Annotated in this window: 22 protein-coding genes; 13 read left to right on the top strand and 9 right to left on the bottom strand. The window is 59.3% G+C overall.

Annotation, left to right across the window (positions count from 1 at the left end; genetic code table 11):
* Window positions 1–284: 284 nt before the first annotated feature.
* A complete protein-coding gene (locus B8783_RS10840) occupies window positions 285–2729 on the bottom strand; it encodes a TIR domain-containing protein (RefSeq protein WP_084420143.1) in 2445 nt (814 codons plus the stop codon).
* A gap of 212 nt (window positions 2730–2941) precedes the next feature.
* Between B8783_RS10840 and argB the strand changes: the two genes are divergently transcribed.
* From argB to B8783_RS10825, 3 genes are read left to right on the top strand one after another with little or no spacing between them, the layout of a single operon-like run.
* Window positions 2942–3841 carry an acetylglutamate kinase gene (argB, locus tag B8783_RS10835; RefSeq protein ID WP_084420142.1) on the top strand — a complete coding sequence of 300 codons (900 nt, stop codon included), beginning with the start codon at window positions 2942–2944 and terminating at the stop codon, window positions 3839–3841.
* Entirely contained in the window at window positions 3816–4883 is a 1068-nt protein-coding gene (locus B8783_RS10830; protein ID WP_084420141.1) for a DUF1036 domain-containing protein, read from the top strand. The genes argB and B8783_RS10830 overlap by 26 nt, the downstream gene beginning before the upstream one ends.
* Window positions 4880–5602, top strand: coding sequence for a pyrimidine 5'-nucleotidase (locus tag B8783_RS10825; protein ID WP_084420140.1), 723 nt, complete (start codon window positions 4880–4882; stop codon window positions 5600–5602). The genes B8783_RS10830 and B8783_RS10825 overlap by 4 nt, the downstream gene beginning before the upstream one ends.
* Window positions 5603–5614: 12 nt before the next feature.
* On the opposite strand, the gene B8783_RS10820 is transcribed toward B8783_RS10825, so the two are convergent.
* Together B8783_RS10820 and B8783_RS10815 are read right to left on the bottom strand one after the other, a co-directional pair.
* Window positions 5615–5788 (bottom strand): DUF1328 domain-containing protein, encoded by a 174-nt coding sequence (locus B8783_RS10820; protein ID WP_084420139.1) that lies wholly within the window; start codon window positions 5786–5788, stop codon window positions 5615–5617.
* A gap of 74 nt (window positions 5789–5862) precedes the next feature.
* Window positions 5863–6765, bottom strand: coding sequence for a phosphotransferase family protein (locus tag B8783_RS10815; RefSeq protein WP_084420138.1), 903 nt, complete (start codon window positions 6763–6765; stop codon window positions 5863–5865).
* Between the two features lie 241 nt (window positions 6766–7006).
* On the opposite strand from B8783_RS10815, the gene B8783_RS10810 reads away from it, so the two are divergent.
* The 5 genes from B8783_RS10810 (at window position 7007) to B8783_RS10790 (ending at window position 14011) form a co-directional block, all read left to right on the top strand.
* Window positions 7007–8233, top strand: coding sequence for an ATP-grasp domain-containing protein (locus B8783_RS10810; RefSeq protein ID WP_084420137.1), 1227 nt, complete (start codon window positions 7007–7009; stop codon window positions 8231–8233).
* A 75-nt stretch (window positions 8234–8308) separates the two neighbouring features.
* Complete coding sequence (locus tag B8783_RS10805) at window positions 8309–10294, top strand: hypothetical protein (protein ID WP_084420136.1); 1986 nt, start codon at window positions 8309–8311, stop codon at window positions 10292–10294.
* A 31-nt stretch (window positions 10295–10325) separates the two neighbouring features.
* Complete coding sequence (locus B8783_RS10800) at window positions 10326–10928, top strand: sigma factor (RefSeq protein ID WP_084420135.1); 603 nt, start codon at window positions 10326–10328, stop codon at window positions 10926–10928.
* Between the two features lie 13 nt (window positions 10929–10941).
* Window positions 10942–11331, top strand: coding sequence for a VOC family protein (locus tag B8783_RS10795; protein WP_084420134.1), 390 nt, complete (start codon window positions 10942–10944; stop codon window positions 11329–11331).
* A 130-nt stretch (window positions 11332–11461) separates the two neighbouring features.
* Window positions 11462–14011: an alpha/beta hydrolase fold domain-containing protein gene (locus B8783_RS10790; RefSeq protein WP_084420133.1), complete on the top strand. Its 2550-nt coding sequence runs from the start codon at window positions 11462–11464 to the stop codon at window positions 14009–14011.
* A gap of 35 nt (window positions 14012–14046) precedes the next feature.
* On the opposite strand, the gene B8783_RS10785 is transcribed toward B8783_RS10790, so the two are convergent.
* The 3 genes from B8783_RS10785 to B8783_RS10775 all read right to left on the bottom strand — a co-directional run bounded on the left by B8783_RS10785 (window position 14047) and on the right by B8783_RS10775 (window position 17916).
* Window positions 14047–15801, bottom strand: coding sequence for a hypothetical protein (locus tag B8783_RS10785; protein ID WP_084420132.1), 1755 nt, complete (start codon window positions 15799–15801; stop codon window positions 14047–14049).
* Between the two features lie 126 nt (window positions 15802–15927).
* Window positions 15928–17250, bottom strand: a complete 1323-nt coding sequence (locus B8783_RS10780; protein ID WP_084420131.1) for a TrkH family potassium uptake protein — start codon at window positions 17248–17250, stop codon at window positions 15928–15930.
* A 6-nt stretch (window positions 17251–17256) separates the two neighbouring features.
* Window positions 17257–17916 carry a potassium channel family protein gene (locus B8783_RS10775; RefSeq protein ID WP_084420130.1) on the bottom strand — a complete coding sequence of 220 codons (660 nt, stop codon included), beginning with the start codon at window positions 17914–17916 and terminating at the stop codon, window positions 17257–17259.
* Window positions 17917–18077: 161 nt separating this feature from the next.
* Between B8783_RS10775 and dapD the strand changes: the two genes are divergently transcribed.
* The 4 genes from dapD (at window position 18078) to B8783_RS10755 (ending at window position 21538) form a co-directional block, all read left to right on the top strand.
* Window positions 18078–18905, top strand: a complete 828-nt coding sequence (gene dapD, locus B8783_RS10770) for a 2,3,4,5-tetrahydropyridine-2,6-dicarboxylate N-succinyltransferase (protein WP_084420129.1) — start codon at window positions 18078–18080, stop codon at window positions 18903–18905.
* Between the two features lie 12 nt (window positions 18906–18917).
* Window positions 18918–19721, top strand: coding sequence for a LytTR family DNA-binding domain-containing protein (locus B8783_RS10765; protein ID WP_084420128.1), 804 nt, complete (start codon window positions 18918–18920; stop codon window positions 19719–19721).
* Window positions 19722–19838: 117 nt separating this feature from the next.
* Complete coding sequence (locus tag B8783_RS10760) at window positions 19839–21035, top strand: serine hydrolase domain-containing protein (protein WP_084420127.1); 1197 nt, start codon at window positions 19839–19841, stop codon at window positions 21033–21035.
* 65 nt (window positions 21036–21100) lie between these two features.
* Complete coding sequence (locus B8783_RS10755) at window positions 21101–21538, top strand: hypothetical protein (RefSeq protein ID WP_084420126.1); 438 nt, start codon at window positions 21101–21103, stop codon at window positions 21536–21538.
* Between the two features lie 9 nt (window positions 21539–21547).
* On the opposite strand, the gene B8783_RS10750 is transcribed toward B8783_RS10755, so the two are convergent.
* A complete protein-coding gene (locus B8783_RS10750; RefSeq protein ID WP_084420125.1) occupies window positions 21548–21814 on the bottom strand; it encodes a tetratricopeptide repeat protein in 267 nt (88 codons plus the stop codon).
* Window positions 21815–21920: 106 nt separating this feature from the next.
* On the opposite strand from B8783_RS10750, the gene B8783_RS10745 reads away from it, so the two are divergent.
* Window positions 21921–22910 (top strand): helix-turn-helix domain-containing protein, encoded by a 990-nt coding sequence (locus B8783_RS10745; RefSeq protein WP_139792331.1) that lies wholly within the window; start codon window positions 21921–21923, stop codon window positions 22908–22910.
* Between the two features lie 10 nt (window positions 22911–22920).
* Here the strand turns inward: B8783_RS10745 and B8783_RS10740 are convergent, their stop codons facing one another.
* The gene (locus B8783_RS10740; RefSeq protein ID WP_267889694.1) at window positions 22921–23913 is read right to left on the bottom strand and encodes a sodium:calcium antiporter; all 993 of its coding nucleotides are present in this window, start codon (window positions 23911–23913) and stop codon (window positions 22921–22923) included.
* Between the two features lie 108 nt (window positions 23914–24021).
* Window positions 24022–24867, bottom strand: coding sequence for a class I SAM-dependent methyltransferase (locus B8783_RS10735; protein ID WP_084422060.1), 846 nt, complete (start codon window positions 24865–24867; stop codon window positions 24022–24024).
* Window positions 24868–25060: the final 193 nt, after the last annotated feature.

Genomic DNA, 25060 nt, shown 5'->3' with positions numbered 1-25060 from the left:
CGTATTGTGTAAACGTGGCCCTCATGCTGAGCGTGTCGAAGGATGAAGCCAAGTGAGCTGCACCTTCAAAATCACAACTTCTGGAGCGCCGAAAATTTTCTCAACCGGCTTTGGTGTCCTCAATGGTCCGGCTGGGCAAGGACGCAGGCCGCCGCGAGCGGAAGAAGGGCGAGAAGGGGCAGGGCGAGATAGCATTTGCGCATGGGGCTTTCCCTTGATGAGCGTGTCGGGAGAGCAGGGAACGCGCGAGGACGGGATTGGTTGGTTGCGTAAGTATGAAGATCCTAATTGAGGGTTCGCTCAATTCGACGCCGCAGCCTCTCCTTAGCGGTGTCGCTCAAATCAGACAGCTCCCTATCCAGCATTCGTAGAGCCCGGTCTTTATCCCCTGATAAGCTTAGAACCACCGCTTCAGCTTTGGTGATGGCAGACCGATGGCCTGCTCCCAGGTTTTGGCTCTTCAGCTCACTGATAGTGTCTTTGAGCAAAGCCAAATCTTCATATGCGGTAGCCATTTCAAGTTTCGTGAGCCGGGGATAGATTATGTCCGGATAGGCCTTGATTACGCTGTCAACTTTTTCGAAGGCTATTACTTTGTCGCCGAACTCAAATTCGAAGCGAGCTTGGAGGCTCGCCGCCATTTCAGTGGCTCGGTCGCCACCTATTTTGGTCAAAGCCTCTAGTATTTCGGACGTTTCAAGTTTCGCTCGTTCTTTATCTCGGTTGTTTATCGCACAATTAAAAAAAGCTTGAGCAAGATAGGGGTTGTGTGGGTATCGCTCAAAGTTCTCTCGAGCTAAAGAAATAGCCGCATCGTAATCTTCTGTTGTGAGTAGCACGAACACGATTTCTCGTCTCGCTCTCTGTTCCGTTCTGCGATGTTTCATCGCAGCATGATACCGCTGCAAAGCTTTGGGAAACCTTCGCTTCAGACGATAGTAAAAACCCAACAAGAAATCGTGCTCAGGACCGGATATTTTTTGGACTTCGGTCAAGAACCGATCACTAGTCCGCCGAGCCAAGGACTGACAAAGATAGTAACGAATATCTTGTTCAGTATGATTGTCGAAGTTGTCTTTATTCAGTAGAACGCGATCAGCAAGACGTATCACCTCCAAGTAATTTCTGTCACCGTACAGTTGGCGCATGGTTTGAAGGAAGTGCGCGGGAATTAGTTTTTGGTGGGGAACAGGCGTGTCTGAAGCTAATGCTTCTTTGATAGCAATCTGATATTCCGATACGTCAAAAACCTCTTCCGGCGAAGATTTTACAAATTCTTCTGCAAAGTCCTTCAACGCAGATGCATAGTCGTCTCGAATCTCATAGCGATCTCGAATAATTGCATCTCTGATGACTTCGTTCACTCGAAAATAATTTCCATTGGGTCCGATAATTTCGCAAACGTTGTGCTGCAAAAGTATATCGATGTAATCGGTTATGGATTTTTGTATCAATATTCCAATTTTTGAAATAAAATCTATTGAGACAAATTCAAATGATGAAATAAATCGTAAAAAGTCGACTAGATCTGGATCGTTTTCGAAGTGCCTTATAACAATATTTGCTCGGTAGATGGAAAAATTCGCTATGTCATGTGAGTTCTGTAGCGCCTTTTCTGTTCCAAGGTCGGATATGAGTGATGCTGCATAAGTAACCTGCTCTGGAAACCCTTTCAGTAACGGTAGGAAGTTTTCATACTCCTTTTCTGAAAGGTTGATTCCCAAGATCTCTGTATATCTTTTAAAGAGCCCGACACTTTCAGTTTTATCGAGTTCTGGAACGCTTATGAAAAAAAGCTCGTCTTTCCGATACTTGTATTTGAGGGGCCGTGCTGAGCTTGCGATACACAATAATACTTTGTCGCTTTTTAGATGGCTCAAAACACTCTCGAACCAAGGTGCAATTTCTCCCTCAAATCGTACTATACAATAATTATCGTCAATAACGATTATCTCTTTCTGTGCCGCGATATCATTCAAAAGTACGGCGCAAATGCGAGTCTTTTCCTCAACACTCTTTGATAGCAAATTTTCGATATCTTTAGTTTCGGATATGGCTAAATCATAGAGTTTTACTATGAAGCCCTCAATATTATCGTCGCGATTCAAATCTAATCGAATTGGCTCATATGTTGATCGTACAACGTTTGCTTTCCGGAGTGCGTGTATAATCGTAGTTTTGCGTCCGATTTCGTGCAGGCCGGAGGCGAAAACAGCGATTGGCTGCCTCCTCGTTACATCATCAAACCTCTGCTCGAACTCCTGTAGTTGCGCGTTTCGACCTACGAATATTTGGTCGCGCTTCTTTAACATCGGGTGGGTCTGCCACGAAACTTCGACTAGGCGTTCCTTAATCCGTTTTGCAGCTATGGTAGGTCTGGTAATCGGCCTCAGATTATACGCAGTCTGTATCCAATCCGGGATGCGTGGGTCTGTATGCGCTATGTTTGGGTCGATGATGATTGGAAAAAAGCGCTTCAGATCTCCTGTGCTTAACCGATGCTGGGCTTCCGATATTTCTCTCCTTACCCACTCAGAATTCAAAGAATGATCGGAGATCAACAGCACGAATACGCTTGACCGCTCCAGTGCCCGCAGAATCTCTTCAAAGTTCTCCATTCCCTCTTCGAAGGTGTATTCATCATACTCAACGTTCGGCTTCAAAGCGTTTGCAACAATGGAAGCGTAGCTGAGTTTGTCTTTGCTACTGTGAGAGAGAAAACACTTCATAATTGCACTGCTTGTCTACGGATCTTGTTTTAGCTATCAAATTCATTCTTTAACTAAATCGAGGTGTTTGCAAAAGCATTTCCAATTTAGGTTAAGGGAATGCCGTCAGATTGGGTTCGATCGGCGGTGGGAAGCCAATTGTTGTACTCGGTACTGGCGCTCAAGTTGTCCCCCACCTTCCCCCTCCGCGCAAAACCCGCTAAACGCTCGCCATGAGCGAAAAGACCCCTAATCCTGCGCAGTTTACGGCGGCGACGCTGTCGGAAGCCCTTCCTTTTATTCAGCGGTATGACCGCCAGACCGTTGTCATCAAATATGGTGGCCATGCGATGGTGGATGCGGGGCTGGCCGAGGCGTTTGCGCGTGATGTCGTGCTGCTCAAACATATGGGCGTGAACCCGGTCATCGTGCATGGCGGGGGGCCGCAGATTGCGAGCCTTCTGTCGCGGCTCGGCATCCAGTCAGAGTTTCGCGACGGGCTGCGCGTGACCGATGATGCGACAATGGAAGTGGTCGAGATGGTCCTCTCCGGGCCGATCAACAAGTCGATTGTCCGCGCGATCAACAAGGCGGGCGGCAAGGCGGTGGGCCTCTCTGGCTCTGACGCAGACCTGATGCGCGTGCGCCGGGCAACGCGGACCTCGCGGGACCCTGACAGCCATGTCGAGCAGGTGATCGATCTGGGGTTCGTGGGTGAGCCGGAAGCGGTCGATGTGTCGGTGCTGAACCTCTTGGGTAATTACGATCATGACTTCATTCCGGTGATCGCGCCGGTCGGCTTCGATGCCGAGGGCAAGCGCTATAACGTCAATGCGGACACCGCCGCTGGCGCCATTGCCGAGGCGCTGGGCGCGATGCGTCTGTTGCTGCTGACCGATGTCGCCGGTGTGCTCGATGGCAAGAAAGAACTGATCCGGGAGATCCGCGCCGATGACGTGCCGGCGCTGATCCGCGACGGGACGGCGTCGGGCGGTATGATACCGAAGCTTGAAACCGCTGCCGGAGCCGTCAAGAATGGGGTTGGCGGGGCTGTCATACTGGACGGCCGGGCAAAGCATGCCCTGCTCATGGAGCTTTTTACCGAACATGGTGCTGGCACGATCATTCTTTAGGGCGGCGCTGGGCGTCATCGCATCTGGCGTTATTGCGCTGGTCTTTGCAGTGGGCGGCACTGCGTCGGCGCAGGGCAGTGCGGGCGCGGGTTCGCCGCCGGATGGCTGGTCTCTGTGCAATCGGACAAGCTATGTCATCGAGGCGGCTGTCGGCCATTATGAAGGCCAGGGCGTGACGGTTGAGGGGTGGAAGCGCCTGCGGCCAGGCATGTGCACCATGGCGCTGACCGGACCGCTTGAGCCGGGCGTGCATTATCTCTTCGCGCGCTCATCCACGGCGCATCGGGGCGGGCGCAAGATCTGGGGCGGGGACAAGCCGCTTTGCGTTGATCCGACCGGTAGTTTCTCTGTCGAGAGCCCGCAGGACTGTTCGGCGATGGGGCTGGAGTCGCGCGATTTCCGGCCGATCCTGATCGAGAATGCCAAACGCTGGCGCACCAAGTTTACCGAGACCGAAGAGTATGACCCGGACGAGGCGGCTGGCGCCGGCGTGCAGCGCTTGCTGGCCGATGCGGGCGTCTTCAATGGCAGTATTGACGGGCATATCGGGCGCAAGACCCGCGCGGCCATCGCTGAGTTTCTGAAGCAGAATGACTTGCCAGCCGACACCGCCGATGGCGACCTGGTCGATGTGCTGGAGCAGATGGCGCAGAAGCGCGGCAGCGAGATTGGCCTCACCCTCTGCAACCGCACGCATAACCGCATCTGGAGCGCGATTGCCCGTCGCAAGGGCGATGGCTGGGAGAGCCGCGGCTGGTGGCTGCTGGAGAGCGGGGGCTGTGCGCGCGCGATCGACGAGCCGCTGCTGACGGCGGAGCATTTCGTGTTTGCAGAAATGGAGACTGAGGACGGCAAGTTCCGTACACTGAAGAAGGGGAGCGACCCGTTCTGCGTGGCGCGGGTCCAGTTTGTCATCAATGGCCGCAAGGACTGCGAGGCGTCGGCCTATCGCACTGGCCTGTTCGCCGCGACCAAGGCGGCTCAGGACCGGCGGCTGCTGTTTGAGTTCTTTGAGCGCGACTTCAATGAGACGCCCTCATGAGCGCGGGCGGCGCGGACCTCTCGAAGCTGACGGCGCGCGATATCTGGGTCTTCGATCTCGATAATACGCTGTATCCGGCCGAGTGTGACCTGTTCGCGCAGATTGATGTGCGGATGACGGACTTTGTCGCGAGCTATCTCGGCATGGAGCGGGCCGAGGCGCGGGCGCTGCAGAAGGCTTATTATGCCGAGCATGGCACCACGCTGAAAGGCATGATGACGATGCATGGCATGTCGCCGGACGAGTTTCTGGCGCATGTGCATGATATCGACCTCTCGCCCATCCCGCATATGCCGGAGCTCTGCACGGTGCTCGATGCGCTCCCCGGGCGCAAACTGGTCTACACCAATGGCTCCCGCGAGCATGCGCGGCGGATCACCGATTATATGAGTCTTGCGGGAAGTTTCGATGGCCTGTTCGGCATCGAGGATAGCGACTTTGTGCCCAAGCCTGCCGTGCCGGCCTATGAAGCGTTCTGCCGCCAGCATGATGTTGATCCGGCGAGGGCGGTCTTCTTCGAGGACATGGCGCGCAATCTGAAGCCCGCGCATGAGATGGGGTTTGCCACGGTGCTCGTGCACTCGGCCAAGGACTGGAGCCATGAGCCGATTGAGGCCAGGCCTGCCGGGGCTGCGGATGAGAGCCAGCCTTTCATCGATTATGTGACGGGCAACCTCACGGGCTTCCTCGAAGATGTGGTGAAGTCACGCGCGGAGTAGGGCTGCGCGGCCTCAGGTGACTTTCTTCATCACGGTCAGGCCGAGCACCAGCAACACAGCGAAGATGATCAGCGCCGCGAAGAACAGGAATGTCGCGATGTTGACGGCGGCGCCTGCAATGCCGGTAAAGCCGAGAAGGCCTGCGATAATGGCGATGACGAGAAAGACGAGGGCGAGCTTGATCATGTGTGGGGTCCTGTCGGCCGGTTGAATAGCTGGGAATAGAACCGTTCAGGCGCGCTCATCGTTCCGGCAGATGATTAAAAGCAGGACATCGCTTCTCTTAGCGTCGCTGTCGCTTCGCGCCGCATGCGGGATTCGCGCTCAGCCGGCAGCCGCCAGTCTCCCATGTGACGCAGGGCCGCCATTGAAACATAGGCGAGCCAGAGCGCGAGCCTCTGCGGATCGATTTGCCGGTGGGTGGCGGAGGCGGCTTCGAAGGCACGCATGGCGGGCTTGCCGAAGATGTAGCGCAGCTCCAGGCAGGTACAGGCGATATCGGACAGCGGGTCGCCAATGGCCGCATCCTCCCAGTCGAGGACGGCAGTGATTTTATTGCCCTGCCAGATGATGTTCTCGGGCCAGAAATCGCCGTGGAGCAGGGTGGGCGTGCCATTGAAACGCGTCTCGCCAAGTGCGGCGATGGTCTTGCGATAGGCGTCTGCCGGGCCTTGCCCGCTTTCGTCTTCCAGCCAGCGCAACAGCTCCGGGCGTGGATCAAGGCGGGCGGGCAGGTCCGGCAGGTTGGACAGAGGCAAAGCATGAAGGTCAGCCAGCGTCTGTGCCATCGCGGCGACCCTCGAGGCCAGATGCTCTTCCGGCAGCGCTGTCGTGCCCGCGGCGAAGGTCGTCAGCACGAAAGGATGCGGGCAGAGCGTGCCGGACGTGTCGGCGAGGATGGGCTTCGCCACCGGGGCGCCGGCCGTATGCAGGCTGTCGAGCAGCGCAAATTCCAGCGACGCATCATGGCCGCCATGAGTTGGCCCGTGAAGGCGTAAGACCAGCGCTTCCTCCCTGCCGTCGGCGCCGCATATATCGAGACGGTAGACGTCGGCTGAGACCCCGCCTGTCAGCCGTTCGGCGCCGCGCAGTTCTGCCTTGGGTAGATGGTGCCCAACAATGCGGGCAATCTCTTCCTGTCTATTGTCGCGGCCGGTCTGCATTCACCAGCTATCGCCGGTTTGCGCCAGGAGAGGCAAGAGGGGCGCGCGTTTGACTCTCGGGCGCAACCCCCTAGCTTTGGGGTATAGAGAATTTTCTTGTTGTCAGTGGCCGGGCCATGCGTCCGGCCTTCCGCGCGCACTCCGAACGCGTGCGGCACGCTGATCCAGCCGCTTCTGCGGCAGGTCGCTGAGGCAAGACCAAGCCAGAACCAGATGCACCACACAGACACAATGGAGTCTCATGACTGATTACAATCCCGACAAAGGCTATATCGCGCTTCTAGGCTGGAGCCTGAACGCCATCGACGCGATGGAGAAGTTCGACCGGCGCTATATCATTGTCGCGCCCAGCTGGGCGAAGGATTATGCGGACAAGCACGACATTCCTTTCATGTCGTGGAATTTTGAGCGGCTGAACGAGAACTCTTTCGAGATCGCGCAGATGCTGAAGGATGAAGGCGTCGACGTCGCCGTCCCGCTTTACGAGGAAACGGTGGAATGGGCCGGCGCGATCAATGCGGTCCTGCTCGACCAGCCGCGTCTGCTCGGCCAGTCCATGCTGTTCCGCGACAAGTCTCTGATGAAGCGCCGGGCCCAGCTTGGCGGTATCCGCGTCGGCATCTTTGAGGAAGCCCATGACCGCGGCGATGTCGAACGCTTCCTGAAGCGGGTGAACCAGACCTTGCTGAAGCAGGAAGGCGATGAAAACGATCCGATCCACATCAAGGCGTTTGACCTTGCAGGCTGTATGGGCCACCGCGTCGTGCGCACCGTCGATGATGTCGGCGAGATACCGGACAGCGATTTTCCGGTGCTGATGGAAAGCCACCTCGATGGCTGGGAATATGCCGCCGAGGCCTGGATCCATGATGGCAAGATCCGCTTTCTGAACATCTCTGAATATGTCCGGCTTGGCTATTCGGTCTTCGTACCGGCGAGCCCGGAGCTTGAAGCCATGCGCGCCAAGGTCGAGGCCGAGATTGAGAAGCTGATCAAGACGTTTGATATCAAATTCGGCTTCATCCACCCGGAATACTTCATCGGGCCAGATGATGTGATGTACTTCGGCGAGGTTGCCTATCGCCCGCCAGGCTTCAAGGTGTTCGAGCTTCTGGAGCGCGTCTATGGCTTCAATGCCTATCAGGGCATGGTCATGATGTTCGACCCGAAGACCACCGAAGAAGAGATCGAGGCGTTCTTCCCGACACCGGTCAAGGATGCCAATGGCTATGCTGGTTGTTTCGGCGTCTATCCGAGAAATCAGGTCGTTTCGCGCCTCGAAATCCCGAAAGAGACCGAAGACCACCCCTATTTCGACTGGCATGAGCTGGGCGAGCCGATGGAGAACAAGGTGGCCAAACGGTCAGCCTTCGGCACTCATTGGGGGCTTGTCTACTTTCACGGTGAAGATGCCATCACGCTGCGCGACTTGCTGAAAGCGCAGGAAGACGTGGACTTTTACGTCTAGCGCATCGCTCAGTAGTCAGACTTACAGGTCTTTATTAGGCTCGCCCCAGAGGGCGAATCGAAAAGGGTATGCGCCGTGAACGAAGCCGGATCAGGCAATCAAGAGATCGTCGTCGATCCAGTGCTGTTGAAGCGGCTGGATGCGGCGATCCAGAGGCTTGGCTCAGCCAGCGACAAGCTGAAAGTACGCCATGTGCAGCCGACCCTGCAGCAGTGCGAAAAAGTGCTGCATCAGCCGGGCGGCGTGGCCGCCTGTTATGCGCGGATTGAAGCGCTGACCCATGGGGGCATTTTTGCCGGCACCGACTGGGACAGTCCTGAAAAGCTGAAAGCCGTACTGGTGCGCCAGACGCTGGAAAGCGGTCAGCCGCTGACGCTTGTCCTCGAGACGTTGAGTGAGTTGCGCCTGCTGGCGATTGCGCGCGGGGAGATGGCGTCCGCGGCGATGACGCCGGAGGCGGCACAGGACTTCCTGGCGCGCGTGCTGGGGCTGAACCTTGAGCGCCTGTTTGGCGCCAGCACTGAAGTGTCCCGCATGGCCGACCCCGCCTGGTCCGGGACGTTGCGCCGCCTGTTCGAGCTGATCGCAGAGGAAATTGGCTACGGCCAGATCTTCGATTCCGTGATTGCGGAAATCTGGCGTATCCTTGCGCAGCGCCCGATCGAGACGGGTCGGATCAAGTCGATGATCCTGCAGCTGTCATTGTGGATCAGGGAAGGCTCTACCGACACATCGCAGTCCGGCTGGGGCGCAGACCGGTTGATCAGCGCGCTATTCGGGCCGACCAATGAAACCCGCGAGGACCCTGGCATCGATGCCTATGAGGCGCGCCTGTCCGGCCTTGATGAGCAATCGCTGGGTCAGGAAGCGGCGGGCATGGCGCGCGCCATGTACGATACCGGTCTTGTTTCAGCCTATCATGCGGTGCTGTTGCGCTATTTGGCCCGCGAGCAGCCGGACCTTATTCCTGAATGTCTCGGCCTGACGGCATCCGGCCGAAATAGCCTGCGCTCCTATAGTGAGCTGACGCATGCCCTCATCGACAAGGCCGTGCACCCTGAAACCGCGCAGGCCGTCTATGGTTTGTCGCTGCTGCTTGAGCGCGGAATCCTGCATCTGCCGCCAACCGTGCCGGCCTTGTGGCGGCAGATCGGGCTGACGCTTGATCCTGTGGTTCGTGAGCGCCTGTTGGCGACTTATGGCGCGGGTGTATCGGCGGAAACCCGGCTGCTGGCCGGGGTGATCAGCGTGCTGGGCCAGCCGCTCGGCGTGGGGCAGGGCAACAACCCGACCTGCCAGGCGGCGCGGGCCATCGCCATGTGGGGCTATACTGACCCTGACTATCTATTGCAGCTCGTCACCTGGGCGGCGCGCGACAATGAAATTCACATGCCATTTGAAGGCACCTCGATTTCGTCCGCCTCGCTATCGGCGGGACTGGCGCAAGGAGAGCTGCTCGATGTCGACCCGGTGTCGGCGATTCTCGCGCCGCATCTGGACCGCATCTATCTGGAAATGGGCCGGCTCTGCGCGCCGCGCGGCGGGGATCCGCATGAGTGGATCAATCCGGAGATGCATGGCTGGTGGGTCGCGCGGAAGTTCAACATTGTTGTCGATGTGCCGACCGGAAAGCTGGTCGATGCCGATGACTTTATCCGTCGCTTCTATGCCGCCTTCCACCCTGATCATAATGGCAATCAGCCGGTCATTCACCCGAGCCCGGCGGGAATTGCCGTGACCGATAGCGCCGCCCGTTTTGTCGGCTGGCACGCCATCGCGATCATTCGTGTGGCGCGGGACCCGTCCGGCACGGTGCGCGTCTATTTCTTCAACCCGAATAATGACAGCGGCCAGGACTGGGGCGCGGGCGTGCATGTCTCCACCTCGGGGCACGGTGAATATTATGGCGAATCCTCGGTGCCAATCGGCGATTTTGTCTCCCGCCTTTATATCTTCCATTCGGACCCGCTCGAGCAGGCGGCTTCGTCGCCTGTTGAACAGTCAGAGGTCGACAGGGTTCGCCAGATGGCGATCGAAAGCTGGGCGGCCGACCGCGTCTAGGTGAGCGTTGGCTTGCGGTGTAGGGTGAGCGATGAGCGAAAACTGGGTCAAACAATTGGGGGCCGCGGCGCGGCGCTATGCCGGGCGCGCCGATGAGGCAGATGACCTTGTCCAGGCCGCTTGCCTTGCCGCCGTTGAGACAGGGCGAACCGATTTTTCCTCAGCTGAAACACAAGCCTGGCTGCATGGCGTGATGCGCAACAAGGCCCGGATGTCGGCGCGAAGCGCGGTGCGCCGCCGGGCGCGGGAGGCTGGGTGGCTGGCTGATCGCGATGACGGCGCCTGCGCTGATGAGCCCGGGCCGGACCTTTCTGGCCTGCCGAACTCGTTGCGCGTGACGGCGCTCCTGTCGCTCAATGGTGCGACGCGTGCGGAGATTGGCTGGTTGCTGGGCCTGTCGGATGCGGCGCTGCGCCAGCGGATTTCGCAGCTGAAGCGCGCCATTGAGCGCGCGCCTGAGGCTGATCTGACGCTGAAAGGCGCACTGCCCTTTGGCGTCATGCGGCGAACAATGGTTGAGCGTTTGCGCCAGCGGGGCGGCTTTCTCGCCAGTCATGATCCGGACGGACATTTTTTTGTTCTTGCCAGCTCACAAAACAGAGGCGCGCGGCAACATACCGGTGAGCACTCATAGAGGAGACCACATCATGCTCAATAAAACCGGAATTGGCGCCATCGTCTTCTACGTCGCCGACATTGATCGAACCGAAGCTTTCTACAAGGACACGCTTGGCCTGACGCTACAGCGTATGGAGGGGGAAGCAGGCGAGTTTGACGGCGCTGACTGGCTGATGGCCGATGTTGGCGGGATCAGCCTGATTTTCTTCCAGATGGAGGGCAAGCGCGGCGACAGCCCGGTCATCGTGTTCAATCTGGACGAGGGCGGCATTGATGGCATCGTGGAGGGCCTTGCCTCAAAGGGGGTGACAATCGTGACGCCGGTTTCGCATGCCCCCGATGGCGGCTGGACCGCTGATTTTGCCGATCCGGATGGACATACGCTGTCGCTCTATCAAGAGGCGGACAAGGCGCGCTGAGGGCCGCGCCAGAACAGGTAAAGCCCGCACCCCCGCAACTAAGGCGTGAAGTTTCCCCCGCGTAGGTGATTGCCAGACACGTCGTCTGGCGCAACCATGCTGGCAAAAGAATATAAGGGAGACACACGCCATGAAATTGGATATCGCGACGACGGCTCTGTTGGCACAATTTGCCTCAGCAGACGGCCCACCCATGCATGAGATGAGCCCGGACGAGGCGCGCCTCGTGGGTGAGGCGATGGCGGGGGCTTACCCCGATGGCCCCGAGATGGCCGAGACGCGAGATATCGAGATCCCGGCGAGTGACGGTGGCAAGATCCCCGCGCGCATTCACCGGCCGGTCGACGCGCCCAAAGGCGTGCTGATCTACTATCATGGCGGCGGCTGGGTCCTCTCCAATATCGATCAGTATGATTGCGTTGGCCGCCAACTGGCTGAGCGGACGGCCTGCACCGTGTTGCTGGTGGATTATCGCAAGGCGCCGGAGTTTGAATATCCGACCGCGCCGAACGATGCCTGGGATGCACTGAACTGGGCGGCGACCCATGGCGCAGAGCTGGGCGGTAAGGACCTGCCGCTGATGGTGGGCGGTGACAGTGCGGGCGGCAACCTCGCGGCGATTGTCTGCCAGAAGGCGAAAGCAGCCGGCGGGCCGGAGATTGCGATGCAACTGCTCATCTATCCGGTGACCGATTGCGACATGACGCGCCCGACCTATGCCGACATGGACAACCAGCTTCTGCTCAATACGCCGATGATGAAATGGTTCTGGGACTATTACGCGCCAAACGAAGACGACCGGAAGAATGTCGATGCCTCGCCGCTGCGCGCCGATGATCTGTCGGGACTGCCACCGGCCGTGGTGATCACGGCTGAGTACGACATTCTGCGTGAAGAAAGCGAGGCTTATGCCGCGGCGCTTCGCAAGGCAGGTGTGCCGGTCACCCACAAACAGTTCGATCGCCAGATGCACAACTTCTTCGCGATGCCGGGGCTATTGCCGGCGCAGGCGAAGGCGATTGAATATGTTGGCGACCAGATCAGCCAGCATATTGCCCGCTTTTCCGAGGCCGATGCGGTGATCGTCGGGGCCGGGTTTGCGGGCATGTATCAGCTCAAACGCCTGCGCGAGATGGGACTGAAAGTCCGTGTTCTGGAAGCGGGCGACGGGGTTGGCGGGACCTGGTACTGGAACCGGTATCCGGGCGCGCGCTGCGACATTGAGAGCCTTGGCTATTCCTTCGGTTTTGACCCGGAGCTGGAGCAGGAATGGGGCTGGACGGAGCGCTATGCGACGCAGCCGGAAATCCTCACCTATGCCCAGCATGTGGCCGATCGCTATGACCTGAAAAAGGACATCACTTTCGAGACCCGCGTCACGCGCGCGATCTATGACGAGGATACAGAGCGCTGGACCATCTATACCGATACCGGCGAGGCGATCTCGACCCAGTTCTACATCATGGCGACGGGCTGTCTGTCGGTGCCGAAAGAGCCTGATATTGAAGGCTCGGACAGTTTTGAGGGGCCGACCTATATCACCGGGCGCTGGCCGCATGAGGGTGTCGATTTTACCGGCAAGAAGGTCGCCGTGATCGGCACTGGCTCGTCGGCGATCCAGTCGATCCCGCATATTGCCGAACAGGCGAGCCACCTCACCGTCTATCAGCGCACGCCGGCCTATTCGCTGCCCGCGGGCAACCGGCCGCTCAGCAATTCCGAAGTGTCCGAGATGAAGGAGCGCTACCGCGACTTCCGCGAGGAGCAGAAGTATAATTTCGCCGGTATCCCGCATCCGAAACGGGAGCTCGAGCCTGCGGCCATGGTCCCGCCGGAGGAGCGCCAGAGACGGCTTGAGGAAGGCTGGACTCAGGGGCTCACCGGCCTCACGACGAAGTTTGCCGATACGCTGGTCGATGAAGAGGCCAATGAGGTTGTGGCCAATTACATTCGTGAGCAGATCAAGGCGCGGGTCGATGATCCAGAGCTCGCCGAAACGCTGACGCCATACTCCTATCCGTTCGGCACCAAGCGGCCCTGTCTCGACACAAATTACTACGAGACCTTCAACCGCGATAATGTGAGCCTGGTCGACCTTCGCAAAACGCCGATGGAGCGGATCACGCCCAAGGGCATCAAGACAAGCGAAGGCGAAGAGGCGTTCGATGTCATCGTCTTTGCGACCGGCTTTGATGCGATGACGGGCGCGATCCTCAATGTTGATATCCGTGGCAAGGGCGGCCTCGCGCTGGCCGACAAATGGGCGAACGGGCCGCACACCTATCTTGGGCTTGCGATTGAGGGCTTCCCGAACCTCTTCACCATCACCGGGCCGTCCAGCCCGTCAGTTCTCTCCAATATGATGGTCTCCATTGAGCAGCATGTGGACTGGGTATCCGACTGTATTGGCTGGATGCGGGGCAAGGACCTGGCAACCATCGAGCCAACCGAAGCGGCTGAGGATGAATGGGCCGAGCACAATGAAGCGGTGGCCGAGCAGACGCTCTTCCCGCAGGCCAATAGCTGGTATATCGGCGCGAATGTGCCGGGAAAGCCGCGCACCTTCATGGCCTATATTGCCGGGGTCGATGTCTACCGCATCATCTGCGACCAGATCGCGGCGAGCGGCTATCACGGCTTTGAAACGTCAAAGGCGAAGCAGGCGGCCGTGGCGGCCTGAGGCGAGCGGGGCGCCGATGCGCCCCTGCCGCCGGTCTATCGGGTGAAACACTTCTCCGTGCCGTCGCCCTGATCATAGCATTCGGTGGTCTTGCGCCTGAAGGGGGGGCGCACGCCGGATGAGAGGCTTTGTTGGCGTTTGTATTCTTCCATCCGCTCGGCATATTCCTCGGCGCCGGTCTTGGGGCGGTACTGGGCGCGTTTGCGGGCCCATTCGGCTTCCTGCGCGGCTTCGCGTGCAAGGCGGGCCTGCTGTTCGGCCTGATAGCGGGCCTCTTGCGCTTCGCGCTCTGCTTGCCAGGCCAGCATTTGCTGGCGGCTGATTTCTCCGCGGCGGGCATATTCTGCGGCAGCTTCCAATTCCTTTTGCCGGAGCGCGGCGAAGGCCTCCTTCGAGGTGGCGTAGCTCTCTTTGCCAAGCTCTGTGGCGGCGGTAATTCTCAGACCATCGTTCGACCAGGTGTAAGCCTGGCGCCAGCCTGCCGGGACGGCGCCGGCTGCGGGCGTCACGCCATCGGCTTCATATCGATCAAACAGCCTGATGACCGACTTTCTATCGCCTTCGATTTCGGCAGTTTCGAACCCGGCCAGCATCATGAGGTCGTCTTCTGTGCCAAGCACATTCGGTGCGCTGATCATTGATAGGTGATCGGAGTCTGTCCTGGCGCGGTCAGCGATCTTGTAGCCATAGCCGGTCGGAAGCTCATAGACGAGCAGCCAGCCACGATAGTTATTATTGCGGGTCAGACCGCCGCCGCTGTTTTTTCTGGGCCAATCGAACATGCGCGCCATGCCAATGAAGTTTTCTGGCGCGTCGACATTTTTGCCGTTCCGGTCGAGTGGGTAATAGAGCCGGTTATCCTTGAGGCCGGTGAAAACGGGCAGCTCGCCGACGAAGGAGAAAAGGTTCGTCCATTCACGGTCTTTCGTGCCGGCCAGGGTGATGGTGCGCGGCTCGGTGGGGTCGCCATAGCCCATGACCGAACCATCCGCTGAAAACCATAAAGAGGCGGGCTCGCCCGTTATCGGATGCTGGGCGGACACGACGAAATGCTGTGGACCGATGACGAAAAAATCGAGCTCAAAGGAGTCGAAATCGTCCCTTCGCTGATGCAGGACGATATTGTCGAAGATGGCGCGCTCGTTGCCATACCCATCAAACTGGCGGAGCGTGGCCGTGCCACGCGCCTCATCCGTGCTGACAAGCTCAAAGACCTGGGCGGGCATGTTCCCGTAATAGCCGCCAATATAGTAGAGCCGGTCCCTCGGGATGCCCGGCCGCACGGGTGCGTCGAGCTTGCCGTCGAGGGCGACGAAATAGAGCAGGTCGTCGTCCGGTTTGGGGGCCAGGTCATGAGGCTCGATAAGCGCGACCTTGTCGGAGACCGGGAACATATATTCGTAAAGCGCTGGCTCGATTGTCCTGCCTTCATCCGGCAGGCGGGCGCCGCGCCAGGATCTGCGCTCAAAAACCTTCTTTTGTTCAGACCCTATTTTCCGGTCAAACGGTTCGCCCATCGCCTTGGCCATCTTCGAAATCTTGGAGAAGGAAAGCGATTTGTCTTCGATCAGCGCGACTTTTGTCGTGCCGGATCCGTCGGCCTTGTTGACGAGATAGACAAGATCGGTCCGCTCACAGGCTTTCGTGCGTTCGATAGGGACGCACTGCCCGGGCTCGGCGTGCGGGTTCCATGACTGGACGCCGGGCCCGCCTGCACTGGCAGGCATCGCGGTGCCGAGCGTTGCGAGAAGGAAGAGGGCTGGTACCAGCTTGCGGATTTGATTTGACATTCGGACATTCCTCAATCGCGCGGTCAGAACGCATTGGACTTGTCGATCATACCGACGCTTTCGAAAAGCGACATAGCCCCCAAGGGGGATGATGATGCTCTACGCGCAGCGCCTCTGCGAGACAGACTAGCCGAGGAAGACCTGTCCTTCGGGGTATTTGACGCGCGGCGGGGTCTTTGAGGCGAGGAAGAAGCCGAGCGTTAGCGGGCCAAGCCGGCCGAGGAACATGATGGCGCAGATGACGAGGCGGCCAATGTCGTTGAGCTCGCCGGTCGCGCCGCGGCTGAGGCCTACCGTGCCAAAGGCGGAGGTCACTTCGAAGGCGGCGTCGATGAAGTCCAGATGATGGTGCGTACCGACCAGAATGAAGAGGCCGATCAGGATGAGAAACAGGCTGACAGTGAGCAGCGCCATCACTTTAAGGCCCTGTTCGAGCCCGATGCTGTAGCCGAAGGCGCGCATGCGGCCGGTTTTCCTGAAGAAAGCAATCGTGGCCAGAAAAAGCACGACGGCAGTTGTCACCTTGATGCCGCCTGCGGTGGACGTGCTGCCGCCGCCAATGACCATCAGGATCATCGTGAAGAGGGCGGTACTGTCATGGATGCCGGCGGTATTCATAGAATTGAAGCCCGCCGTGCGCGGTGTAACGCTTTCAAACCAGACGGCCTGAAGCTTGGCTTGCAATGAGTGAAGACCGCCCAGCGTTTCAGGATTGGTCCATTCGAGCAGGCCATAGGTGAGGCAGGACACCGCGACGATGGCGAGCGTACCAGCCAGCATCAGGCGGGTATGAAGCGAAAAGCGGCTCCATTTGCGAAACACCATGATGTCTGAGAGGACGGCAAAGCCGAGGCCGCCAATCATGAACTGGATAGAGACGGTGAAGATGATGACCGGGTTGTCGACATAGCCCATCAGGCTGTCCGGGAAGAGCGAGAAACCGGCATTGTTGAAGGCCGAAATGGAATGAAATGCCGCTTGCCAGAGCCCTTGCTTCCAACCGAACTCCGGCACGAAGACGGTCGCCATCAAGAACATGCCGAGCAGTTCGCAGACGAGCACGATGCGGAAGATGATCCAGACCAGATCAAGCACCCCGCCCATGGACGCAAGGCCCATCTCCTCGCGCAGATATCGGCGGTGCGCCATGCCGATCTTCAGGCCCAGCGAGGACAGCACCATGACTGCGAATGTCATCAGACCCATGCCGCCAAGCTGGATCAGCAGCATCAGCACGCCCTGGCCGAATGGCGTGAACGCCGTGCCGGTATCGACAACGGCCAGCCCGGTCACTGTGACGGCGGAGGTTGATGTGAAGAGGGCGTCAGACAGGCTGATGCCTTGCGTTGACGCGACCGGCAGGAGGAGGAGCCCCGTCCCGATCACAATCCAGCTAAGATAGACCAGGACCAGAAGCGCTGGTGCTGGAAGGTCCTTCAGGAACGGCATGATGGTCTAAAACTCGTCCGCAAACCGGCGAAGGTCCGGTCGTTCTCCATAGATCAGGAGACTGTCATCTGCGACGAGTGTGATTTTGGCAATCTCGGTTTCCAGCAAGGCGCCCTCGCGGAAAACGCCGAGGCAGCGAAGGCCGTGCGGATCGAGGCGCAGATCGCCAATTTTCGTGGAGGTCAGCTGCTCTGGCACTTTGATTTCCGCGATATACTTGCCCTTGCCGAGCGAGAGATAATCAGAAACGCGGGGGTTATGAATCACCTGGGCAACACGAAGCCCATAATCCTGTTCGGCGTGAACGATATTCGTGATCCCCAGGGCTTTCAGGATCTTGATGTGCTCAAGGCTTTGCGCCTTGACCCATAAGATCGGGCAGCCGAGCTCTTGCACATTCATGGCGGTGAGGATGCTTGCCTGCATGTCTTCGCCGATCGAAACCATGATGCAGTCGCAGACATCGAGGCCGCATTGTTTCAGTGATTTCATATCGCTCGCATCGACCTGCATCGCCGACTCGATTTCATCACAAATCTGACTGACGCGGCTTTCGTCGCGATCGAGCCCGATGACGATGTCCCCCATACGCGTCAGTTCACGCGCGAGGACGGTTCCGAACGCGCCAAGCCCAATGATGGCGACGGTTCTGCGCTTATTGGCCATGTCTGAAAGGTTTCCCTATGCCCTGCACTGAAACGACATAACGCTTCGAGCGATGAAAAGGTGCCCGGCGAAGTTTGCGACCCGTCTTATGGATTGACCAGACGCCTTCAGCTTATATGGGAGGGCAGAGATTTGAACCGAGACCAGACGGAGAGCGCGCCATGACTGCGAACCTTGAGACCACCATCAATCAGGCCTGGGAAGACCGCGCCGAGCTTTCGACTTCGACCATGGGCGATGTGCGTGATGCGGTGGACGCGGCCATCGAGCTGCTCGACAGCGGCAAGGGCCGGGTGGCCGAGCCTGATGGCAAGGGCGGCTGGACGGTGAACCAGTGGCTCAAGAAGGCGGTGCTGCTGTCGTTCCGCCTCAACGCCAATGGCATGATTTCCGGCGTGCCGGGTCAAGGCAATTGGTGGGACAAGGTGCCGTCAAAGTTTGAAGGCTGGGGCGAGGCTGAGTTTGAAGCGGCAGGCTTCCGCGCTGTGCCGCCGGCGGCTGTGCGCCGGGGCGCCTATGTCGCGAAGAATGCGGTGCTGATGCCGTCTTACGTAAATATCGGCGCGCATGTCGGTGAAGGCACGATGATCGATACCTGGGCGTCGGTCGGCTCTTGCGCGCAAGTTGGCGCGAACTGCCACATCTCTGCCGGCACAGGCATTGGCGGCGTGCTGGAACCGCTGCAGGCAAACCCGACGATCATCGAAGACAATTGCTTTATCGGCGCGCGCTCTGAAGTCGTCGAAGGCGTGATCGTCGGCGAAGGTTCTGTCATCGCGATGGGGGTGTTCATCACCCAATCGACGAAGATTGTCTACCGCGAGACCGGCGAGGTCACCTATGGCAAGGTGCCGCCTTATTCGGTCGTCGTGCCGGGCACACTGCCCGACAAGAATGGCGGCCCATCGCTCGCCTGCGCCGTGATCGTGAAAACGGTCGATGCGCGCACGCGTGAGAAGACCGGGGTTAACGAGCTTCTGCGGCCTTAGGGGCGCACCTGGGTGTCGTCAAAGGATCGTTTCTTCGGCCTGGCGGCGTTCGCAGCGCTTTTCGCGGGATATTTCGCTTCCTTCCTGCTCACGCTTGATCAGCCAATACTGGCATGTTTCGCAGCCGCGCTCTGCAATACGCTTGGCGCACTGATTGCGGCGGTCCCGGCAACGCTGATCGTCAACCATGTCGTTCGTCAGCCCGTGATGTGGCGGGTGGCAACGATGCATGTCGCGCTGGCTGTCGTTTTCGCTTTCGGTTGGTATTTGGCCACCGTCGTGCTGTTCAGCCTTCGGCCGGGATGGACGCGAGCGGGCCTGCAGGTCGCCCCGTTTGGTGACGTGGCGCTCGTCTGGCAGATTTTTCAAGGCGTCACGCTCTATGCAGCGCTGGCTTTGTTCAGCTACTGGCGCGCCGCCGAGCGGAAGCTGGAAGCTGCCGTCACCGAGGCGTCGCTGGCGGCGCGCGCGGTACCGGCTGTTGAAAAGGCAGCGGACACCGTGCTCATCCGGCGCGACCGGGATGTGATCCCGCTCAATCTGTCCGACATTGTCTGCATCGTCGGTGCCGACGGCTATTGCGAGGTCGTCACGCCTGAACGCACCTTGCTCTCCACGACGTCTCTGGCGAAGTTTGAGGATTTGTTGCCAAGTGCGCGCTTCGTGCGGGCGCACCGGTCGTTCATCGTCAGATTGGAGGCGATCCGCAGCGCAGAACCAGCAGGCAATGGCAAGCTCCTCCTGAATCTCGATGGCGGGCGGACACTCGTTACCAGCCGCGTGGGGGCGCAGCGGCTGAAGGCGCTGGCCGTTTAGCCTGCGCTGAATGTCGATTCGCTGTAATTGCTGTCTGTTCGCGGGTTATTTCTCTGCACGGGACCTGAAACGCTACGCTGCGTGCGTTTGGAACATAAACGCAGAGGAACAAAGCTAATGAAAAGGGAAATCGTGCTGGCGAGTCTGGCATTCATACCTCTCGCCTGTCAGTCAGTCGAAGGCGCTTCACGTTCCTTCGGTGAATTGAGCGAGGTCGATGCTGTCAGGGCCGACTATCTGAACGAACGCGTAAACGCCATTCTGGACAGCAAGGGTATAGTGACGGCCGGCCTGGGTCTCATCAAGGATGGCAAACTGGTCTGGTCCACCTATTACGGCGTAGAGGCGTCGGGACAAGCGGCCTCCGCTGACACCCGGTTCAATGTAGCGTCAATCACGAAAACCGTCACCGGCGAATTGATGGTTCAACTCGTGCAGGCTGGCGAAATTTCGATGGACGAGCCGATGTCCGATTACTGGCTCGATCCAGATATTATCGACGACCCGCGCCACGCCGACCTGACGCCCGGCATTGCCATCACCAACAGGACGGGTTTCGACAACTGGCGCTTCTTTCGGCCGGATGGAAAACTCACCTTCAACCGCGATCCCGGCGAAGCTTATGGGTATTCCGGTGAGGGGTTCGACTATTTTGCGCGCTTCGCCGAACGCAAGCTCGGCCAGACATTTCCTGAGCTGGTGCAAAATTACGTATTCGATCCGCTCGGCATGTCCAATTCGTATGTGGCTGCCGGGCCGGAGGCTGCTGAACATGCTGTCGCTGGACAGACCGAAGATGGCGAGGCGCCAGGTATATTTTGCCGTGAGCAATCGGGTTGGTGTCGCGAACCCGGGGAGTGGGGATCAGCGGCGAATATGATGACGACTGTGCCGGACTATGCCCGGTTTCTGACAGGCATGCTTGACCAAGGGCGATACGACCAGTCGATCCAGCAGCAGCGATACAAGGTGCAGGCGGATACGGGCGAGGATGGTGTCGTTGACTGCGAAAGCGATATGCAGACGCCCTGTCCGGAGCGGCAGGGATATGGATACGGCACGATCATACTGCAATATCCGCGGACGACCGTGGTTGGACATGGGGGATATGACTGGTCGCAACTCGCGGTGGCTTACGGCTATACCGGCTCAGATGATGGCGTAATCATCTTCCTCAATGCGCCGGTTCGTCTTGCGCTGCGTGTTATGCCCGACCTTATTGAGCTGCTCGACCCTCATTCGCCGTTTATTGGTCAATATCAGCGGTGGGACGTCCGCGAAAATGGGCCGACAGGGTATGAGATGTCTGACTAAGGGTTCGTCGCCTTTGTGCGCGCGTGCAGGATGACGGCAGTGGCCGGGTATAGTAGCCCTGTCCCATGTCCACTGAAACACTCACCCGGTCTTCCTTGCTTGAAGACGTAGCCGAGGCCGCGCCAGAAGAGGCGGGCTGCTGGGAGGTCCATCTGGCTTACCGGATGGCGTCGATGAATTCGGTGGTGGATTTCAAGGCGGTGGTGGACTTTGTCCGGCTGGGCGCCTTCTTCAGCGGGCGCGCAGGCATGGCCTATGTGACGGGCGGGCGCGAAATGATGCGGGTTCCCGCCGCCATTGAGGGCGAACTTACCGCCGATCTGGCGTTGCTCGACGTGCGCCTGCAGGAAGGTGCTATGAAGCAGGCACCGTTCCATTGCTCTGGCGAGGCCAGGCCGGACGGCCAGCAGTATGAGGGCAAATGGCATATGCCCTGCCTCAGGCCGGACACCTGCGGGTGCGATGGCAATAGCGGCTACTTCTCCCTGACGCGGGTGGACTAGGGCCGGCCGTTACTTCGCTTGCGGGCCGCGATAGCGGTAGAGCTCCATCAGTTTCAGGGCGGCGACGTTGTCGGGGTCGGCGCGCAGCGCTCGTTCCAGCGCGTCGCGGGCTTCATTTTTGTCTCCGCGCTCATGATAGACTAGCGCAAGCGTCGTGTAGGCGTTGGCGCGATCTGGCGTGTGGGGGCGTGAGGTCTGTGCGCCCGGAGAATTCAGGGCTGACAGGGTGGCGACGGCCAGGGCAGTGAGGCTGGCGGTGAGGGCAAATTGTGCCATGGGAAGCTCCTTTGGATACGGTTGATGTGTTCGATGACCAAAGGATGGGGTGGCAAGGTGTCGCCCGCTATTGGCGAAAATGCCATTATGTGGTAGATTTTCGCCAATGTTGGAAAAAACGCCTAATTCGCATGCATCAAACAAGCCTCACCGCGTTGTCACGCTGGCCTATGACCGGCTGTGGCCGCTGGAATTCGGGATCGCGGTTGAGATCTTTGGCTGGTCGCGGCCAGAGATTATCGATGTGGAGTGGTATGATTTCACCGTGGCGGGGCCGGCTGAGCCGATCCGCACGCTGGGTGGCATGACCATGACACCTGAGCATGGCTATGAGGTGGCGGCGGACGCCGACACGCTGATCGTGCCGGCCTGGCGCGACATCAACGAACGCCCGCCGCAGGACATGCTGGACGCGGTGAAGGCGGCCTATGACCGGGGGGCGCGGATCGTCTCTTATTGTACGGGCGCGTTCGTCCTGGCGCATGCGGGCGTCCTGTCCGGCAAGCGGGCGACGACGCACTGGCGCGACCTTGCCGCGCTGAAGCGGGCTTTTCCAGACGTGGAGATTGTCGAGGACGTGCTCTATGTCGATGAGGGCGACGTGATTACCTCGGCCGGTTCCAGTGCTGCGGTGGATTGCAGCCTGCATATTATCCGAACAGATTTTGGCGCCGCGATTGCCAATCAGCTGGCGCGCAGCCTCGTGACGCCGCCTCACCGGGAGGGCGGGCAGTCACAATATGTCGAAGCGCCGTTTCAGGAGCGGTCTGGCCAGTCGGTCGCCGGCGTGCTGGACTGGGCGCGCGAGCATCTGGACAAGCCGCTAACGATTGGAGACCTCGCCGATGAAGCCGGCATGAGCGAGCGGACATTCCTGCGGCGCTTTCGCGAGGGGACCGGCGCCACGCCGCTCAAGTGGCTGCGGCGTGAGCGGGTGTTCCGCGCGATGGGCCTGCTCGAGAAGACGCAGCTTAGCCTGGTGGATGTGTCGATGCAGTCGGGCTTCGGGTCTGTGGAGACGTTCCGCACGGCGTTCCGCGACATTGCCGGGACATCGCCCAATGCGTATCGCAAACGATTCGAGCTGACGGCCTGATCTGGCCGGACTAACCGATGCTGATCTGGATTGCCATGAGGCCTGCATAGGAGGCGAGGATGGCGAGGCCTTCAAAGCCGATGCCTCGGCGTTCGCGCAGGATAAGACCCATCAAAAGAATGGCGGTGATGATCGTCGCGCCGATCAGCAGGAGAGAGTCGGCCTGCGTCATCGCGTGATAGATCGAGCCATCACGATAGGCGATGTCGGAAAGGGACAGGAACAACACGTCGAATGTGTTGCCGCCGATGATACCGCCAACAGCCAGCTGCAACGCGCCGCGCCGGACAGCGGCGAGGGTGGTCACCAGTTCGGGCAGGGAGGTCGCAACCGCTGTGAGAAGCGCGCCGACCACCGTCTGCGAGATGCCGAGATTCTTTGAGAGGACGGCGCCGGACTCGGCGATGGCAAAGCCGGTTGCGGCGAGCACGAGGCTGAGGCCGACAAAGATGGCGATCATCACCGGCAGGGAATGGATCTGCGCTTCGTCCTCGTCGGGCGTGTCTTCCTTCGTGTCTGATGTGGTGCGCGGGTCCCACATCGGGCTGTTCTTCAGAGATACGGCCGAGCGCACCCCGAAAATGTAGACAATGAAGAGCAGGATCGAGACCGGGTGGACCGCGAAGATGGTGAATTCCGGCGCGAGATTGGCCGCCAGCGGCAGGCTCATCAGGAGGACGAGGACCGCCGCCATCAGCATATTGTTCGCGTCGGCGGCGGCATGTTCGAGATTGACGCGCCTGTAGATGAGGTCGGCCACGACGAGGAAGGCGGTCTGCGCGGCGATGCCGCCGACAGCGTTGGAAACGGCGAGGGAGGCGAGGCCTGCTGAGGCGGCGGTCAGCGATGTGACGATGCCTGAGAGCGAAGTGCTTGCGCCAAGAAGAACGCCGCCAAAGATGGCTTCGCCGAGGCCGGTGCGGTCTGCCAGACGGTCAGCGGTCGCGATGATGCGGATTCCCGCCAGGGTCACGACGACGGTCGCGGCGAGAAATACAAGCAGGGCAACTTCAGTTGAGATCGGCTACGACTTTCGCGCTGGTGGACCGTGAGGCGTTGAGAAAGCAATGCCGCGGCGCGTCAGGGGTTCCGCAATTTCCGGTCGCTTACCTCAGGCGTTGCTCGCGACGATCTGCCAGCAAGCGGCCGTGTAGCGCACCGTGTCGCCGTCGATAAAATGACTGTAGGCGTCTTTAACGGACCGCATGATCTCGTCGCGGCGCGCGGGGTCTTCGTCTTTGAGAAGCTGACCGAGCGGGCCAAGGCGGGTGAGGAACTTGTCGAGCTCACTGGCCGGGAAGGCGCAATCGATGTCGAGCGGCATGATCTCGATATATTTCCAGCCAGATTGCTCAAGAATGTCGGTGACGAACGCCTTGTCGGCAAAGCCGAACTGGCCAGGCCCGCTTGTGTCGCGGCGCGGCATATCTGGCAGGAATTCGCGGGCGGCGCGCGTGCCGGTCGTCATGAACGGGTTCTCGTCCGGCGCGCGCCAGGCGAGCACGCACATCTTGGCTGAAGGGGCTGTCGCAGAGCGCAGATTGCGGAAAGCTGCGACTGGATCACCGAAGAACATCACGCCGAAGCGCGAGATGATGGTGTCGAATTTCTGATCGCCAAAATCATGGGTTTCCGCGTCGGCGTTGATGAAGGTCGCATTGGCGTCTTGCTGAGCTGCGCGCTCGCGGGCGAGGGCCAGCATGGGCTGTGAGATGTCGATCCCGGTGCAGGCGCCGCCGTCTTCTATCGCGTTCGCCGCGGCGAGGGTGACCGCGCCCGTGCCGCATCCAACGTCGAGGACGTTTTTGGGAGTTTGGGCGGCAACGAAGCCGGCCAGATGGTGTGCGGCCTGTTCGAACATCGCGTCCATGATGGATTGCGCGTCTACCCAGGCTTTACCGGACGTCCCGTTCCAGAGGTCCTGTTGCTGCTCACGGATCGTATTGGCGTCTGTCATGATGGCGGCTTCCTCGGTTGCGCAGGTCCAATATGGGGAGCTTTTTCGCAGAAGCGAATTTGGGTTTTTCTTGGCCATAGGCAGGTGAACTGAACGCTGTACTGCGCCAGTGCTTGGCGTGTTGCTGATCAGCCTTTATATCCCGCTTGTGACGTGATCCGGTGCAACCGCGCTGGTGAAGAAAAATGCCGGA

This window comes from Henriciella litoralis (assembly GCF_002088935.1).
GTDB classification, from domain to species: Bacteria; Pseudomonadota; Alphaproteobacteria; order Caulobacterales; family Hyphomonadaceae; genus Henriciella; species Henriciella litoralis.
This window is presented reverse-complemented; position numbering and strand designations above follow the sequence as displayed.

What these genes read in the sequence shown, in the direction of transcription:
- B8783_RS10830 (WP_084420141.1), top strand. Translation starts at nt 3,816, where the DNA reads ATGGTGCTGGCACGATCATTCTTTAGGGCGGCGCTGGGCGTCATCGCA.
- argB (WP_084420142.1), top strand. Translation starts at nt 2,942, where the DNA reads ATGAGCGAAAAGACCCCTAATCCTGCGCAGTTTACGGCGGCGACGCTG.
- B8783_RS10825 (WP_084420140.1), top strand. Translation starts at nt 4,880, where the DNA reads ATGAGCGCGGGCGGCGCGGACCTCTCGAAGCTGACGGCGCGCGATATC.
- B8783_RS10815 (WP_084420138.1), bottom strand. Translation starts at nt 6,765, where the DNA reads ATGCAGACCGGCCGCGACAATAGACAGGAAGAGATTGCCCGCATTGTT.
- B8783_RS10745 (WP_139792331.1), top strand. Translation starts at nt 21,921, where the DNA reads ATGTTGGAAAAAACGCCTAATTCGCATGCATCAAACAAGCCTCACCGC.
- B8783_RS10820 (WP_084420139.1), bottom strand. Translation starts at nt 5,788, where the DNA reads ATGATCAAGCTCGCCCTCGTCTTTCTCGTCATCGCCATTATCGCAGGC.
- B8783_RS10775 (WP_084420130.1), bottom strand. Translation starts at nt 17,916, where the DNA reads ATGGCCAATAAGCGCAGAACCGTCGCCATCATTGGGCTTGGCGCGTTC.
- B8783_RS10795 (WP_084420134.1), top strand. Translation starts at nt 10,942, where the DNA reads ATGCTCAATAAAACCGGAATTGGCGCCATCGTCTTCTACGTCGCCGAC.
- B8783_RS10800 (WP_084420135.1), top strand. Translation starts at nt 10,326, where the DNA reads ATGAGCGAAAACTGGGTCAAACAATTGGGGGCCGCGGCGCGGCGCTAT.
- B8783_RS10790 (WP_084420133.1), top strand. Translation starts at nt 11,462, where the DNA reads ATGAAATTGGATATCGCGACGACGGCTCTGTTGGCACAATTTGCCTCA.
- B8783_RS10840 (WP_084420143.1), bottom strand. Translation starts at nt 2,729, where the DNA reads ATGAAGTGTTTTCTCTCTCACAGTAGCAAAGACAAACTCAGCTACGCT.
- B8783_RS10785 (WP_084420132.1), bottom strand. Translation starts at nt 15,801, where the DNA reads ATGTCAAATCAAATCCGCAAGCTGGTACCAGCCCTCTTCCTTCTCGCA.
- B8783_RS10750 (WP_084420125.1), bottom strand. Translation starts at nt 21,814, where the DNA reads ATGGCACAATTTGCCCTCACCGCCAGCCTCACTGCCCTGGCCGTCGCC.
- B8783_RS10780 (WP_084420131.1), bottom strand. Translation starts at nt 17,250, where the DNA reads ATGCCGTTCCTGAAGGACCTTCCAGCACCAGCGCTTCTGGTCCTGGTC.
- B8783_RS10760 (WP_084420127.1), top strand. Translation starts at nt 19,839, where the DNA reads ATGAAAAGGGAAATCGTGCTGGCGAGTCTGGCATTCATACCTCTCGCC.
- dapD (WP_084420129.1), top strand. Translation starts at nt 18,078, where the DNA reads ATGACTGCGAACCTTGAGACCACCATCAATCAGGCCTGGGAAGACCGC.
- B8783_RS10755 (WP_084420126.1), top strand. Translation starts at nt 21,101, where the DNA reads ATGTCCACTGAAACACTCACCCGGTCTTCCTTGCTTGAAGACGTAGCC.
- B8783_RS10810 (WP_084420137.1), top strand. Translation starts at nt 7,007, where the DNA reads ATGACTGATTACAATCCCGACAAAGGCTATATCGCGCTTCTAGGCTGG.
- B8783_RS10735 (WP_084422060.1), bottom strand. Translation starts at nt 24,867, where the DNA reads ATGACAGACGCCAATACGATCCGTGAGCAGCAACAGGACCTCTGGAAC.